Source organism: Pseudomonas canadensis (assembly GCF_000503215.1).
Classification (GTDB): domain Bacteria; phylum Pseudomonadota; class Gammaproteobacteria; order Pseudomonadales; family Pseudomonadaceae; genus Aquipseudomonas; species Aquipseudomonas canadensis.
On sequence record NZ_AYTD01000017.1, the window covers coordinates 376,282 to 391,742 of the forward strand.

General features: G+C 59.8%; 15 protein-coding genes. 6 read left to right on the forward strand and 9 right to left on the reverse strand.

Annotation, left to right across the window (positions count from 1 at the left end; genetic code table 11):
* Window positions 1–150: 150 nt before the first annotated feature.
* Complete coding sequence (locus U367_RS0120490; RefSeq protein ID WP_028618403.1) at window positions 151–633, forward strand: hypothetical protein; 483 nt, start codon at window positions 151–153, stop codon at window positions 631–633.
* On the opposite strand, the gene U367_RS0120495 is transcribed toward U367_RS0120490, so the two are convergent.
* The 5 genes from U367_RS0120495 to U367_RS0120515 all read right to left on the reverse strand — a co-directional run bounded on the left by U367_RS0120495 (window position 630) and on the right by U367_RS0120515 (window position 5,861).
* Complete coding sequence (locus U367_RS0120495) at window positions 630–1,598, reverse strand: CDP-6-deoxy-delta-3,4-glucoseen reductase (protein WP_028618404.1); 969 nt, start codon at window positions 1,596–1,598, stop codon at window positions 630–632. The two genes, U367_RS0120490 and U367_RS0120495, sit on opposite strands and share 4 nt — an antisense overlap.
* Entirely contained in the window at window positions 1,598–3,064 is a 1,467-nt protein-coding gene (gene ubiD, locus U367_RS0120500) for a 4-hydroxy-3-polyprenylbenzoate decarboxylase (RefSeq protein ID WP_028618405.1), read from the reverse strand. The genes U367_RS0120495 and ubiD overlap by 1 nt, the downstream gene beginning before the upstream one ends.
* A 156-nt stretch (window positions 3,065–3,220) precedes the next feature.
* Window positions 3,221–4,480 carry a transcription termination factor Rho gene (rho, locus tag U367_RS0120505; protein ID WP_016973082.1) on the reverse strand — a complete coding sequence of 420 codons (1,260 nt, stop codon included), beginning with the start codon at window positions 4,478–4,480 and terminating at the stop codon, window positions 3,221–3,223.
* 234 nt (window positions 4,481–4,714) lie between these two features.
* On the reverse strand, window positions 4,715–5,044 hold the full coding sequence (gene trxA, locus U367_RS0120510) for a thioredoxin TrxA (RefSeq protein WP_015886460.1): 330 nt from the start codon (window positions 5,042–5,044) through the stop codon (window positions 4,715–4,717).
* A gap of 121 nt (window positions 5,045–5,165) precedes the next feature.
* On the reverse strand, window positions 5,166–5,861 hold the full coding sequence (locus U367_RS0120515; RefSeq protein ID WP_028618406.1) for a FadR/GntR family transcriptional regulator: 696 nt from the start codon (window positions 5,859–5,861) through the stop codon (window positions 5,166–5,168).
* Window positions 5,862–6,116: 255 nt separating this feature from the next.
* On the opposite strand from U367_RS0120515, the gene U367_RS0120520 reads away from it, so the two are divergent.
* Genes U367_RS0120520 through U367_RS0120535 form a run of 4 tightly spaced genes read left to right on the forward strand, consistent with a single transcriptional unit; the run spans window position 6,117 to window position 8,959 of the window.
* Window positions 6,117–6,902, forward strand: coding sequence for a transporter substrate-binding domain-containing protein (locus tag U367_RS0120520; RefSeq protein WP_028618407.1), 786 nt, complete (start codon window positions 6,117–6,119; stop codon window positions 6,900–6,902).
* Window positions 6,903–6,919: 17 nt separating this feature from the next.
* Window positions 6,920–7,588, forward strand: a complete 669-nt coding sequence (locus U367_RS0120525) for an amino acid ABC transporter permease (protein ID WP_028618408.1) — start codon at window positions 6,920–6,922, stop codon at window positions 7,586–7,588.
* Window positions 7,585–8,235: an amino acid ABC transporter permease gene (locus tag U367_RS0120530; RefSeq protein WP_028618409.1), complete on the forward strand. Its 651-nt coding sequence runs from the start codon at window positions 7,585–7,587 to the stop codon at window positions 8,233–8,235. The genes U367_RS0120525 and U367_RS0120530 overlap by 4 nt, the downstream gene beginning before the upstream one ends.
* On the forward strand, window positions 8,222–8,959 hold the full coding sequence (locus U367_RS0120535) for an amino acid ABC transporter ATP-binding protein (RefSeq protein ID WP_016978950.1): 738 nt from the start codon (window positions 8,222–8,224) through the stop codon (window positions 8,957–8,959). The genes U367_RS0120530 and U367_RS0120535 overlap by 14 nt, the downstream gene beginning before the upstream one ends.
* On the opposite strand, the gene U367_RS0120540 is transcribed toward U367_RS0120535, so the two are convergent.
* From U367_RS0120540 to U367_RS0120555, 4 genes are all read right to left on the reverse strand, one after another.
* The gene (locus U367_RS0120540; protein ID WP_028618410.1) at window positions 8,940–9,470 is read right to left on the reverse strand and encodes a DUF1120 domain-containing protein; all 531 of its coding nucleotides are present in this window, start codon (window positions 9,468–9,470) and stop codon (window positions 8,940–8,942) included. The genes U367_RS0120535 and U367_RS0120540 overlap by 20 nt on opposite strands.
* Entirely contained in the window at window positions 9,460–11,976 is a 2,517-nt protein-coding gene (locus U367_RS0120545; protein WP_236639987.1) for a fimbria/pilus outer membrane usher protein, read from the reverse strand. The genes U367_RS0120540 and U367_RS0120545 overlap by 11 nt, the downstream gene beginning before the upstream one ends.
* A gap of 7 nt (window positions 11,977–11,983) precedes the next feature.
* Complete coding sequence (locus U367_RS0120550) at window positions 11,984–12,685, reverse strand: fimbria/pilus chaperone family protein (protein ID WP_372514818.1); 702 nt, start codon at window positions 12,683–12,685, stop codon at window positions 11,984–11,986.
* A 130-nt stretch (window positions 12,686–12,815) separates the two neighbouring features.
* Window positions 12,816–13,466, reverse strand: a complete 651-nt coding sequence (locus U367_RS0120555; protein WP_028618413.1) for a DUF1120 domain-containing protein — start codon at window positions 13,464–13,466, stop codon at window positions 12,816–12,818.
* A 444-nt stretch (window positions 13,467–13,910) separates the two neighbouring features.
* Between U367_RS0120555 and ppx the strand changes: the two genes are divergently transcribed.
* Window positions 13,911–15,413, forward strand: coding sequence for an exopolyphosphatase (gene ppx / locus U367_RS0120560; protein ID WP_028618414.1), 1,503 nt, complete (start codon window positions 13,911–13,913; stop codon window positions 15,411–15,413).
* The last annotated feature ends 48 nt before the right edge of the window (window positions 15,414–15,461 follow it).

Sequence of the window (15,461 nt, forward strand, 5' to 3'; positions counted from 1 at the left end):
ATAAGCAAATGGCCCATTCGTCAGGATTGCATGGGCCAATCCAGCTACTTTCAGCCCCGGTTCAGCCTGGGAACACGCCAAGCCGTCAAAATGGCGCACAGATCACGACCCACCTAGCCGCCCATCACATCGACTACCGAGGTCGCACCCATGAAAAAATTCCGCTTGCCTGGCCTGCTGTTCCTGGCCCAGGCCACCACCGCCCTGGCGGGTGAAGCGCCGGTCACCGAAGACGACAAAGGCTTCTGGTACGCGCAAACCAGCGTCTACACCCGGCATTTCGCGCCCGCCCCCGAGCACAACAATAACCAGGACTTGATTGGCCTGGAACGCAATGAAGCCTCAGGTTTTGTGTATGGCGGGGCGACGTTCCGCAACTCGTTCCGGCAGCGCTCGTACTATGCGTATGCGGGAAAACGCTACGACATGGCCGACTATCCGGTGTATTTGAAGCTGACGGGCGGGGCGATCCAGGGTTATCGCGGCAAGTACCGCGACAAGATCCCGTTGAACCGTTTCGGCGTGGCGCCGGTGATCATTCCGTCCGTGGGCGCGCATTACGGGCCGGTGGCGGCGGAATTGGTGTTGCTGGGGTTCAATGCCGCAATGGTCACGACTGGCGTACGCTTTTAGGGCCGAGGCGCGTAGGCAAATACATCGGCACGCATCTGGTGCGCATCCATACCAGCCTCGACCAGCGCGTCCAGCGTGCCGTAGATCATCGCCGGTGAACCGCTGGCGTAGACGTGTACCGACTTGAGGTCGGTGATGTCTTCGCACACGGCTTCATGCAACAACCCGCAACGCCCCTCCCAGCCGCACAGGTCACTGACAACTTTGTGCAGGAACAGGTTGGGCAGTTGCAGCCACTGGTCCCAGTGTTCGATCTGGTAGAAATCTTCCGGGCGACGCACGCCCCAGTACAGGTGCACCGGGTGCTTGAAGCCGGACGCGCGGCAATGTTCGATGAGGCTGTGCATCTGCGCCATGCCGGTGCCAGCAGCGATCAACACCAGCGGCCCATCCGGCAGCTCGGCCAGGTGGGTATCACCAAAAGGCAGCTCGATGCGGGCCATCTGGTTGCGCTGCAGTTGCTCCAGCAGGCTGCGCGCGCTGTCTTCACGCACCAGCACATGCAGCTCCAGCTCGCGCCCCGAATGGGGTGCCGAGGCCAGGGAGAATGCCGACTTCTCGCCGTTCTCGCGCTCGATCATCAGGTACTGACCGGCGTGGTAACGCACCGCCTTGCCGGCCGGCGCGCGCAGGCGCACACGCCACACATCGCCACCGACCTCGACGCATTCACTCAATTGGCACGACAACTTGCGCAACGGCAACTCTCCCGGCGCCAGCACGCCATCCCACAACACCACGCAATCTTCCAGCGGCTCGGCAATGCAGGTGTAGAACTCACCATGGTCACGCACTTCCCCGGCTTGCTGCACCCGGCCTTCTACCAACAGCGCGGCACACACGTGGCACACGCCGTTGCGGCAGGCCTGAGGGCATTCGTACCCTAGGCGGCGCGCGCCTTCGAGGATTCGCTCGCCGGGGACCAGCTCCAGCACGGCGCCGGAAGGTTGCAGGGTTACACGCATCAATCTATTCCCAATTCTTTCCAGATCGCATCGACACGGGCGGTGACAGCTTCATCCTTGACGATCACCCGACCCCATTCGCGGGTGGTTTCACCCGGCCACTTGTGGGTGGCGTCCAGGCCCATCTTCGAACCCAAGCCCGACACCGGCGAGGCGAAGTCGAGGTAGTCGATCGGCGTGTTGTCGATCATCACCGTGTCGCGCTTGGGGTCCATGCGCGTGGTGATGGCCCAGATCACGTCGTTCCAGTCGCGGGCATTGATGTCGTCGTCGGTGACAATAACGAACTTGGTATACATGAACTGTCGCAAAAACGACCACACACCGAGCATTACCCGCTTGGCATGGCCTGGGTACGACTTCTTCATGGTCACAATGGCCATGCGGTACGAGCAGCCTTCCGGCGGCAGGTAGAAGTCGGTGATCTCCGGGAATTGCTTTTGCAGGATCGGCACGAACACTTCGTTGAGTGCCACGCCCAGAATCGCCGGCTCATCCGGCGGACGGCCGGTATAGGTGCTGTGGTAAATCGGTTTGATCCGGTGGGTGATGCGCTCGACGGTGAACACCGGGAAGCTGTCGACTTCGTTGTAGTAGCCGGTGTGGTCGCCGTAAGGGCCTTCATCGGCCATTTCGCCCGGATGAATCACACCCTCAAGGATGATTTCGGCAGTAGCCGGCACTTGCAGGTCGTTGCCACGGCACTTCACCAACTCGGTGCGGTTACCCCGCAGCAGGCCGGCGAAGGCGTATTCGGACAGGCTGTCGGGCACTGGGGTCACGGCGCCGAGGATGGTGGCCGGGTCGGCGCCCAGGGCCACGGAGACCGGGAAAGGTTTGCCGGGGTGTTTTTCGCACCATTCGCGGAAGTCCAGCGCGCCGCCACGGTGGCTCAGCCAACGCATGATCACCTTATTGCGGCCGATCACTTGCTGGCGGTAGATACCGAGGTTCTGGCGGTCCTTGTTCGGGCCCTTGGTGACGGTCAGGCCCCAAGTGATCAACGGGCCGACATCGCCGGGCCAGCAGGTTTGCACCGGCAGCATGGACAGGTCGACATCGTCGCCTTCAATAACTACTTCCTGGCACACCGCGTCCTTGACCACTTTGGGGGCCATGGCAATGATCTTGCGGAAGATGGGCAGCTTCGACCAGGCGTCCTTGAGCCCCTTGGGCGGCTCGGGCTCCTTGAGGAAGGCCAGCAGCTTGCCGATCTCGCGCAGCTCGCTGACCGACTCGGCGCCCATGCCAAAGGCCACGCGCTCGGGCGTGCCGAACAGGTTGCCGAGCACCGGGATATCAAAGCCGGTCGGGTTCTCGAACAGCAGCGCCGGACCCTTGTTACGCAGGGTACGGTCGCAAATCTCAGTCATCTCCAGCACCGGGGAAATCGGCATCTGGATACGTTTCAACTCTCCGCGCTGCTCAAGTTGCTGCACGAAATCCCGAAGATCCTTGAATTTCATTAACCATGCCACCCGTAAAATAGGCGTACATCCTACCTGCTATGGCGGCCGCTGGCAGCTTATCGCGGTGCATTTGGGTGCCAACGGCGCTTAAAAAGCAGGCGAAAAAAAATGGCGCCCCTGAGGGCGCCATTCTTTCGGACCTGAAACGTCGTATTACTTACGCTTCATCGACAGGAAGAACTCGTCGTTGGTCTTGGTGGTTTTCAGCTTGTCGACCAGGAACTCGATGGCTGCAACTTCATCCATCGGGTGCAGCAGCTTGCGCAGGATCCACATGCGCTGCAGTTCGTCGTCGGCGGTCAGCAACTCTTCGCGGCGAGTGCCGGAACGGTTGATGTTGATCGCCGGGAACACGCGTTTTTCCGCAATGCGACGGTCCAGGGGCAGTTCCATGTTACCGGTACCCTTGAACTCTTCGTAGATCACTTCGTCCATCTTCGAACCGGTTTCAACCAGTGCGGTGGCGATAATGGTCAGCGAGCCGCCTTCTTCGATGTTCCGCGCGGCGCCGAAGAAACGCTTCGGTTTCTCCAGGGCGTGGGCATCGACACCACCGGTCAATACCTTGCCAGAGCTTGGGATCACGGTGTTGTAGGCACGGGCCAGACGGGTGATGGAGTCGAGCAGGATCACCACGTCTTTCTTGTGTTCGACCAGGCGCTTGGCCTTCTCGATCACCATTTCGGCAACCTGCACGTGGCGGGTTGGCGGCTCATCGAACGTGGAGGCAACCACTTCGCCGCGCACGGTGCGCTGCATTTCGGTCACTTCTTCCGGACGCTCATCGATCAACAGCACGATCAGGTGAACTTCAGGATTGTTACGCGCGATGTTCGCTGCAATGTTCTGCAGCATGATGGTCTTACCGGCTTTCGGCGGTGCGACGATCAGGCCACGCTGGCCCTTGCCGATCGGGGCGCACAGGTCGATCACACGACCGGTCAGGTCTTCGGTGGAACCGTTGCCGGCTTCCATCTTCATGCGCACGGTCGGGAACAGCGGGGTCAGGTTCTCGAAGAGAATCTTGTTTTTCGCGTTCTCGGGACGATCGAAGTTGATCGTGTCGACCTTGAGCAGGGCGAAATAACGCTCGCCTTCCTTCGGAGGTCGGATCTTGCCAACGATGGTGTCACCGGTGCGCAAGTTGAAGCGACGGATCTGGCTCGGCGAGACGTAGATATCGTCTGGGCCGGCAAGATAGGAGGCGTCAGCAGAGCGGAGGAAGCCGAAGCCGTCCTGGAGAATCTCCAGCACGCCATCACCGGAGATTTCCTCGCCGCTTTTCGCGTGCTTTTTCAGCAGGGAGAAAATCACGTCCTGCTTGCGCGAACGGGCCATATTTTCTATGCCCATTTCTTCGGCCAGCTGGAGCAGGTCGGTAATCGGCTTTTGCTTGAGTTCAGTCAGATTCATATAGGAATGACGTAATCATTTATGGAGGGGGGAAATTAAGCTTTTGGCTTAATGAGGCCGCGCCGCGGAGAAGGCGACAGGATCGCGTACTAATCGAAAAGGAGTGCGTCGGCGACGGCATGCAGGGGGCAGTGGAGAAACCAGTGCGGGGCCGAATGTACCACCTGAGTTTCGGAGCGTCTAGCCCTGTTTCACGAAAAAGCCCCGCTATTTGCGGGGCTTTTTTGACGACGCTTAGATGTTCGCGTCGAGGAAAGCTTGCAGCTGAGACTTCGACAGCGCGCCTACTTTGGTCGCTTCGACGTTGCCGTTCTTGAACAGCATCAGGGTCGGGATACCACGCACGCCGTGCTTGGCCGGGGTTTCCTGGTTGTCGTCGATGTTCAGCTTGGCAATGGTCAGCTTGCCTTCGTAGGTGGTCGCAATGTCGTCCAGGACTGGAGCGATCATTTTGCAAGGGCCACACCATTCAGCCCAGTAGTCAACCAGCACCGGGCCAGCAGCCTTGAGTACTTCGGCCTCAAAGGTCGCGTCGGTGACGTGCTTGATAAGATCGTTGCTCATGGATGTCTCCGGATTGTAAGCAAAAAAAACGTGGCCCATCATAGCCGCCCTTCCACCGTTCAGGAAGCCGCCTCTGATTGAGTCTTGCTATGGTGATGCATGAGTTTGGGTATAGCCCAACTCAGGGCGTGACGGGAATCACGAAGGCAATTCCTGTACGCAGCGCCGCATTGCGCACGTGTTCCTGCATGGTTTTCTGCGCCGCCGCACTGGCGCGCCGAGCCAGGGCGCGCAGGATCCGGCGGTGTTCCTGCCAGGTTTCCATGGCCCGCTCCGGCCGGATGAACGGTAGCTTCTGACTCTCCAGGAACACCTCGGCGCTGGCACTCAGGATGCTCACCATGGCCTGATTACCGCTGGCCAGCAGGATGCGCTGGTGGAATTCGAAGTCCAGTCGGGCGGCCGCCTCGAAGTCGCCAGTCTTGAGTACCTTGCGCATGGCCTCGACGTTATCTTCCAGGCTGTCCAGCTCATCAAGGGTCAGCGTCACCGCCGCCAATCCCGCCGCGAACCCTTCCAAGGCATAACGCAGTTGGAAGATATCCAGTGGCGTGGCCTGGGCCGCGAAGGGCCAGGCAAACCCTGGCGATTCCTCCGCGGCCTGCACGAACACGCCCTTGCCGGGCTGCACACTGACCACACCCAGCGCGCTGAGGGACGACAACGCCTCGCGCAACGACGCCCGGCTCACGCCCAACTGCACCGCCAGGTCGCGTTGGGACGGCAGTGCATCGCCCGGCCCGAAGCCTTGCTCCTTGATCAGTTTGCGGATGGCCTGCAGGGCCGCTTCCGGTACGGCTTGGGCGATGGAATTCATAGAAAACTCAAGGTTCCAGTCAACTGAGCGGCTAGTTGTAAAGCTATTCGAAGCCGGCGGCAAGCCACGCCCCAAAGGGGCTCGCGGGGTTTTGTCGGCGCTCGAAAAGGGTGCGAAAAGTCCGCGAACTGTTCAGACCAGTCCGACCACCAAAACGCAATGGGTGCCTGGCTTTCAAGCGTTATTGAGCGTGATGGCATGGGCTGTGCACTGAGCAAATCCAGAAAATTCCTTCGCCCTTCTCGGAGAGTTGCCATGACCAAGCGCTACAGCGCCCTGCTTACTGCCCTGTTTGCCAGCCTGATGCTGAGCCAGGCACCCGCCCAGGCCAACGGTCTGGACGACATCGTCGCCCGTGGCACCCTCAAGGTCGCCGTGCCTCAGGACTTCCCGCCGTTCGGCTCGGTCGGACCCGACATGAAGCCCCGCGGCCTGGACATCGACACCGCCAAGCTGCTGGCCGACCAGCTCAAGGTCAAGCTGGAACTCACCCCAGTCAACAGCACCAACCGCATTCCCTTCCTCACCACCGGCAAGGTCGACCTGGTGATCTCCAGCCTGGGCAAGAACGCCGAGCGGGAAAAGGTCATCGACTTCTCCAAGGCCTATGCACCGTTCTACCTGGCCGTGTTCGGCCCGTCTGAAGCGGCCGTCAGCAGCACCGACGACCTCAAGGGCAAGACCATCAGCGTGACCCGTGGCGCCATTGAAGACATCGAGCTGACCGCCGTCGCGCCCAAGGAAGCCACGATCAAGCGTTTCGAAGATAACAACTCGACCATCGCCGCCTACTTGGCCGGCCAGGTCGACCTGATCGCCAGCGGTAACGTGGTGATGGTGGCGATCAGCGAACGCAACCCGAAACGCGTGCCCGCGCTGAAAGTGAAGCTCAAGGATTCGCCGGTGTACGTGGGCGTGAACAAGAACGAGCCGGCACTGCTGGAGAAGGTCAACCAGATCCTGGTCGCGGCCAAGGCCGATGGCAGCCTGGAAAAGAACGCACTGCAATGGCTTAAAGAGCCACTGCCCGCCGATCTCTGAAACGACGGAGCTGACTCATGGCGTATCAATTTGACTTCGTGCCGGTGCTGGCCAATACCGACCTGCTGTTGCGCGGCGCGCTGTTCACCCTGGAGCTGACGGCCATCGGCGCTATCCTCGGCGTGGCCCTGGGCACCGTTGGCGCCGTGGTGCGGGCGTGGAAGATCCAGCCGTTTGCGTGGATCTTCGGTGTGTATGTCGAGTTGATCCGCAACACGCCATTCCTGGTGCAGTTGTTCTTCATCTTCTTCGGCCTGCCGTCCCTGGGGCTGAAGATCACCGAATGGCAAGCCGCGGTGCTGGCGATGGTGATCAACCTGGGCGCCTACTCCACAGAAATCATCCGCGCCGGCATTCAAGCGATACCGCGCGGGCAGCTGGAAGCCGCCGCCGCGCTGGCCATGACGCGCTTCGAAGCCTTCCGCCACGTAGTCCTGCTGCCGGCGTTGGGCAAGGTGTGGCCGGCCCTGAGCAGCCAGATCATCATCGTGATGCTCGGTTCGGCGGTGTGCTCGCAGATCGCCACGGAAGAACTCAGTTTTGCCGCCAACTTCATCCAGTCGCGCAACTTCCGCGCCTTTGAAACCTATGCCCTGACCACCCTGGTGTATCTGTGCATGGCGCTGATGATTCGCCAGTTGCTCAACTGGATCGGCCGCCGCTTCGTGATGAGGAACAGCCGATGAGTGATTTTTCGTTCTGGGACATCGTGCGCAACCTGGCTACAGGCCTGCAGTGGACCTTGCTGCTGTCATTGGTGGCGTTTGTCGGTGGCGGGGTGATCGGTTTGCTGGTGATGACGATGCGCATCAGCCGCAACGCGTTCCCGCGCAACCTTGCGCGCACCTATATCGAACTGTTCCAGGGTACGCCGCTGTTGATGCAGCTGTTCCTGGTGTTTTTCGGCATCGCCCTGCTCGGCGTGGATATCTCGCCCTGGCTGGCGGCGGCAATTGCCCTGACGTTGTTCACCAGCGCCTACCTCGCCGAAATCTGGCGGGGCTGCGTCGACTCCATCGCCCACGGGCAATGGGAAGCTTCGGCCAGCCTTGCACTTAACCCGCTTGAGCAACTGCGCTACGTGATCCTGCCCCAAGCGCTGCGGATTGCCGTCGCGCCCACCGTGGGGTTTTCGGTGCAGGTGGTCAAAGGCACCGCCGTGACCTCGATCATCGGCTTTACCGAACTGACCAAGACCGGCGGCATGCTCGCCAACGCGACCTTTGAGCCCTTCATGGTCTACGGCCTGGTGGCCCTTGGTTACTTTTTGCTCTGCTACCCCTTGTCCCTCAGTGCGCGCTACCTGGAAAGGAGACTGCATGCCTCTGCTTAGAATTTCCGCCCTGCATAAGTATTACGGCGATCACCATGTACTCAAAGGCATCGACCTGACCGTTGAAGAAGGCCAGGTGGTGGCGATCATCGGCCGTAGCGGTTCGGGCAAATCCACTTTGCTGCGTACCCTCAACGGCCTGGAGTCGATCAACGACGGCGTGATCGAAGTCGATGGCGAATACCTCGACGCCGCCCGCGCCGACCTGCGCAGCCTGCGGCAGAAAGTCGGCATGGTGTTCCAGCAATTCAACCTGTTCCCGCACCTGACCGTCGGCGAAAACGTCATGCTCGCGCCGCAAGTGGTGCAGAAAGTGCCGAAGGCCAAGGCGGCCCAGTTGGCCAGGCAAATGCTGGAGCGCGTCGGGCTGGGCGAAAAGTTCGACGCCTTTCCCGATCGCCTGTCCGGTGGACAGCAACAACGCGTGGCGATTGCACGCGCCCTGGCCATGTCACCCAAGGTGCTGCTGTGCGACGAAATCACCTCGGCCCTCGACCCGGAACTGGTCAATGAAGTGCTCAGCGTGGTGCGCCAACTGGCCAAGGACGGCATGACCCTGATCATGGTGACCCACGAAATGCGCTTCGCCCGTGAAGTCGGCGACAAGCTGGTGTTCATGCACCAGGGCAAGGTGCATGAGGTGGGTGACCCCAAAGTGTTGTTCGCTAGCCCGCAAACCGCCGAGCTGGCCAATTTCATTGGTTCTACGGAACAGCCGGGCTGACCAGTTCGAATTGGCCATGGCCTTCCAGCAGCGTCTCACGAGTCACCGCGAGGGCATTGGCCGGCAGTTGAACCGCGACCTCCACCTGGGCTGTCAGCCGACGGCCCGTCACCGGCGTACCGCCTACGCTTGCATACAACATACGCCCCGGTAGCAACTGTCCGCTGGAGGTGTCATCGGACTGCCACGATACCGGCCTGCCGTCGACCTGAGCCTGCCTCAGGTTCAAGGTAAAACGTCCCTGTCGACCAAACTGGAAGCCCTGGGCATCGGCGGCTGCACCGTTGAAACGCAGCGACATCGCCGAAGGGTCCGTGCAAAGCACGCTCAAGTGCAGCGTGCGCGGTGTGTCCAGCGTCATTAGCGCCCTGCTGGAGGAAGCTTGCGCTGGGCGAATCACACCATAGTCGACACGGGGCTCACTCAGGGTCATCCGGCAGTTTTCAGCCTGCACCTGGGTCGCCACAAGGGCCACCCACAACAGCCACAGGTTCCTGCGCTTAGCGAACATGGCAGACCACCGGTGCGGTTTCATAGAGTTTGTCATCGTCAGGCTCTTGCTCCGGGTTGACTTGCAGCAGGCAGGATTGCGAATCCGGCAGTGAAACCTTCAAGGTTTGAGGGCCATCGATATTGCTGAGGAAAATCATGCCGTCACCCACCACACTGGTCACAAAGGTGTTGTCCTGACCGAACACTGCGGCGCCTTGAGGCAGTGGCCGGCCCTGTTCGTCCTGGGCTTCAAGCAACAGACGACGGACTTTCACCACATCAAAGTTGAGAATATTGACTGAACCCCGACCGGCAGCGAGCACCTTGGTGCCGTTCTTCAAGTCGACGCGCTTGGGCAGCGACTGGGTCTGCACCTGCAGATGGTTGTTGCTGTAGGCCTGCAGCCCGGGGATCACCGCCTGGCCGCTGAAATCGGTCCATACCGGTCCTTGGGGCGTCGAAACCTTGGCCGTCCCGATATCGCCCACCGAAACAATGCCAAAGGTGTCATGCACCGCATACGGCGAGAAGGTTACCCCGCGCGCATGGGCTACGATGCCGCCTTGCAGTTGGCCGGAATAGTTGGTGTTCGACGGATCGCGGTCGATACCCAAGCTCACGCGGGTATACAGCGGTAAGGCGTCCACACGACCGCGCACACTTTGCTCGCGCTCTTTCACGTCCCGATCAACACCGACCTCGTAGTTCACATAGTCGTTGACCCGCTCGCTGAGGGCGGTGCCGGCATCCAGCCGGTCACCTCGACGACTGATGTAAGTGCTCATACTCCGATCGGCCCCGAGTGGCACCGTGACCTGCAGCCTGACAGACGTGCCCTCATCCAGCCGATCGTCGCGGCGACTGCCCCGAGCCGGGTCCAGGCGCCGAGGCTCGGTCGCTCCTACCTGGGCGTCGGCAATCAGTGCAACACCCACGCCGTTGAACGTGTTGTTCCACGAGGCAAAGAGGTGATCGTTGGATTGCCCGTCGAATTGCGAATTGCGGGTAAAACCGAAGGAGAAGCCGCCCAAGGACGGGTCCGCCCAGTTCAACCCTGCCGTGTACTGGCGCTTGAAACGCGCATCGAGGTTGTACCCCCGCGACGCCTGGCCGGCGTCCAGTACCTCACGGTAGCCGCGAGTCTGTGCCGAAGCGCTCAGGTTGATATCAAGATTGGCGAATAGAGGAGCTCCCAAAGATAGCGTGCTACGCGCGCCACCCACTTCATCTTGAGCATCACGGGACAGGTTATGACGCACGCCCACGGTCATCTGATGGAAAAACACACTGCTCAGTGATCCGCCGGCCGACTGGTACTCGTCGGTACTCAGCAAACCGAAGCCCAGCGACGAGCGCTGGCCCAGCCCCCAGGTGCCGCTGCCCATGGCGACCACTGGTGAGTCCTGGTTGTCGATGGACGTTTCACGCACCTTGCCGAGGGAAAAGTAATATCCCGGCTCGATCGGAGCCCCACCCCGAAAGGACGCAGCGGGCACCACAAAACTGCGCTTTGCCCCACGCACGTCAATCACGCTCACGTCGAGATCGCTGGTGCTGTTCAGCAACGGCAAACCGGTCAGCCTGAACGGACCTTCCGGTACCAGGGTGGAATGGATCAATGCACCTGATTGACGAACCTCGACCCGCGACTGGCTTTGAGCCAGCCCTTCAACCACAACGTTGCTGTCGCCCGTACCACTGCGCTGCTGGCCGTCCGGAGAGAACTGCAAGCCTGTGAGTTGTACACCGCCAAAAATCGGGTTATTGCTGGAAATCTGCCCCACCTGGAACGTCGACTGCAACGCCGCGATATCACGCTGGGCATAGGCGTTCACCTGTTCGGTGCGCATCTCGCCATTGTCGGAGACATAAAACTGGCGGCTACGCACAATCCAATTACCCAGATTGAATCCCGCCTCGGTATAGGCCGATACGAAGCGACTTGACCCACTGCGCGAGTGGGTATCGAAACCCAATATGTCGTAGTTGAAGATGGCGGCCGCGCCACCCTCGGAAAAACTCCCGCCCTCCCACTCCGGCGCACGCAGGGACTGGGTCGGCACCACCAGGGTGACTTCGTCGCTGCTGGGGCGCAGCCGCACCATGGTCGCGGGGTATTCGCCAACGAAATCATGGCAGGCCTGGTCAGGGGTGATGCCCTCGCGCAGAAGCCTGGACGGAGTAACCAGACCGGCCTTTGCCAGCAACGCGGGGGTGAAGCACAACTGCCCCTGGTAATCGAAACGGGCGTCAACCAATCCCAACGGAGTGCCATTGACTCGCAGTCCGACCACATGGACACCTTCACGAAAGCGCGCTGCGCTGCGAAAGTATTCAGACACCTGCGGATCAATCCCGAGGGAGGTCAACGCGGCCACGTCAAAACCCTGCCCCAGCCCAACCGCTGCGCTGGTGCCTGGCAGACTCCAGAGCGTCGCGAGCCCCAGCAAAATTCTGGAATGAAGCTGGGAAACATTGTTCGGCACGCTATTGGCAGAACGACGGGTATGCCTGATCTTTTTCATAGGCCCGTCAATCCGCATCAGCCGTAACGGGCGCGCGGTAATTGTCCACCGTAAACCCATAGACCGTGGCCGGATGAATCTCCACGGCCATCACTCTCGCCAGCGAGCCGGCCGACGCGAGCGTCAGCACTTCGCCCGGCAGGATGTAGGTTCGCGGCAACGTTGCCAAGCTTGCCTGCGGGTGCAGTTGTACTTCCATCCCCAGGCGTACGACGTAGGCGCTGTTGTTGTGGACCTTCAACTGATCCCCTTCACGCTTCCAGGTCAGCAACTGCCAGGGCGCATCATGCCTGGGCAAGCCCTTAGGGTGCAGGATCAATGGCAGGCTTTGGCGCAGAGTGATACCAATGGTCGCACCGCCGGGAGCACGTGCCTCGGGGATACCTTCAAATGAAACCCGTTTCAGGCGCTGGGTCTTGAGCGGTTTCTTCGTAGTACTGATGAAGCGCACCAGTTGAGTGTCACCCGCTTCGACCCGAGTAATCGGGGGCGTCACAATCAACAAAGGTTCCAGGTCTTCCGGTATGTTTTGTATGACCGAATGAAGTAACGCAGGGCCAGGGTCCGTATTTTTAACATTAAGTGTCGCCTCACCCTCTTCCTCATTCAGAATGACAACGGTTGTTTCCGGTTGCATTCCGTCCGCTACTGCCATACCACACAAAAAAAGGCACAAGCTTATATAGCGCAACAACGACTTCAGGATTATTGATAGAGCATTCACCGATTTTCCCCACAACCATAAAGTCGAACACCAACAAACGCACACATCAAAACAGCCGACACTTAACAAAGAGAGGTAAGTATCTTTGCGTTCATGTCGGCCATTAATGACGTACTTAGATGTAATCCACTGACAGACTGGTGCGACCATCCAGCGTTACATCACGGGTCAGGTCCAAATCGTTCGTGCGGTTGATAACGGCTTTCACTTCAAGCGTGCCTGTAAGACTGGTGATGGATGCAGGTACCGCAGTGGTACCGCTACGCCACGAATACTGGGCAGGCGATTGGGCGACTTTACCGTCACTGTTCTGCCAGGCCGCCCCCTGGCTGGTGCGCATGATAGGGTTCAGGGCCCCGCTGGACGATTGCAGGTTTTTGAGAGTAACGGAGTACCCACCGGTACGCTTGTTATTGGCGAGTCCCAGGCCGTAGTTCTGCGCCTCGGTGAACCCGGCACCGAGGATGCCTGCCACCTTGCTGGCGGATTTCAGGTCGCTTAGCGCCACTCGAAACTGCGCCGGCGATTGGCCGCAACTGATGTTCAAGCTCACCGTTTTCGCGGCAAGAGGAGTGAAGTTCGTCGGTGACAGGCTTGAGGCGGGAATTGTCTGGTAATCGACGATGCCGCTACCGGCGAGGCTAAGGTTGCAAGCCACCGGTTTGATAGTCCCTCGTACAATCAGTTCAGCAACATCAGCTGCGTGGGCCCCAATACTTGCGGCCAAGCAAAGAGCACCCACTGTCACACCAAGCATTTTTTTCATATTCAACCTGTCATCTGTAATGAGTAGGTGCATTTACGACAGCCGAAAACTCTGACCATAAATAAATAACACCACGGCAAAATTGCCGGATGACAGTCTGTAGCGTTGGCACCTAATTAATGAATCAGAGAACACGCCAATATTTGTGGGAGGCGTAAAAATAAAAAGTGGGCCGAACCTAAGTGCCGAGTAGGTTTAAAGTCAATTCCGACAAGCTATTAATCTCCACGTTGTAGGCAAAGTCGTAAACACCACAACTACAATCAATCGTTAATAACTCCTACAAAGACAACCACCACTTTTCTTTCAACTTAGAAACCCTCCCTACATATCCCCCAAGAATTCCTCATAGACACCCGCAGGAAAATTACCGAAGCCGTACGCGTTGGCACCAAAGGTCGATCGTGGCACGATGGCTGGGTTATCGACCGAGACCCCCTTACCATGCCGCAATCCCAAGCCAAGAATCTGTCCCTGATCGCCGCCATCGACCTGGGCTCCAACAGCTTTCACATGGTCGTGGCCAAGGCCCAGAACGGCGAAATCCGCATCCTTGAGCGGCTCGGCGAAAAAGTACAACTGGCTGCCGGCATCGACGACGAGCGCCAGCTCAATGAAGAGTCCATGCAGCGTGGGCTCGATTGCCTGAAGCGATTTGCCCAGTTGATCAACGGCATGCCCCTGGGTGCCGTGCGAATCGTCGGCACCAACGCGTTGCGCGAAGCCCGCAACCGTGGCGAATTCATACGCCGCGCCGAGGAGATCCTTGGGCATCCCGTCGAAGTCATCTCCGGTCGTGAAGAAGCGCGCCTGATCTATCTAGGCGTGTCCCACACCCTGGCCGACACCCCCGGCAAACGCCTGGTCGCCGACATCGGCGGCGGCAGTACCGAATTCATCATTGGGCAAAGATTCGAGCCCTTGCTGCGCGAAAGCCTGCAGATGGGTTGCGTCAGCTACACCCAACGTTACTTCAAGGACGGCAAGATCACCCCAGCGCGCTACGCCCAGGCCTATACGGCGGCGCGGCTGGAGATCATGAGCATCGAGCACGCCCTGCACCGCCTGACCTGGGACGAAGCCATCGGTTCGTCCGGCACCATCCGCGCCATCGGCCTGGCCCTGAAAGCCGGCGGCCACGGCACTGGCGAAGTAAATGCCGAAGGCCTGGCATGGCTCAAGCGCAAACTGTTCAAGTTGGGGGACGCCGAGAAAATCGACTTCGACGGTATCAAGCCCGATCGTCGCACCATTTTCCCGGCCGGCCTGGCGATTCTCGAAGCGATCTTCGACGCCCTTGAGTTGCAACGCATGGACCACTGTGACGGCGCCCTGCGCGAAGGCGTGCTTTATGACCTGCTGGGCCGCCACCACCACGAAGACGTGCGTGAGCGCACGCTCACCTCGTTGATGGAGCGTTACCACGTCGACCTGGAACAAGCCGCCCGTGTGGAGCGCAAAGCCCTGCACGCCTTCGACCAGGTGGCCGAGGACTGGGACCTGGAAGACGGCGTCTGGCGCGAGTTGCTGGGCTGGGCCGCCAAGGTGCATGAAGTGGGCCTGGACATCGCCCACTATCATTACCACAAGCACGGCGCCTACCTGATCGAACACTCGGACCTGGCCGGTTTTTCCCGCGAAGACCAGCAAATGCTCGCCCTGCTGGTGCGCGGCCATCGCCGTAACATCCCCAAGGACAAATTCGCTGAATTCGGTGACGAAGGCATCAAGCTGATCCGCCTGTGTGTGTTGCTGCGCTTTGCGATCCTGTTCCACCACATCCGTGGTACCCAGGAAATGCCCCAGGTGACGCTGCGCGCCGACGGCGACAGCCTGGATGTGGTGTTCCCGAAAGGCTGGCTGGATGAAAACCAGCTGACCCAGGCGGATTTTGCCCAGGAAGCCGAGTGGTTGACGCGGGTGGGGTTCAGCCTGAACCTGCGTTAACCCAATCCAATCGGGGTGGGCTTGCTGTGGTGAGCGGGCTTGCCCCGC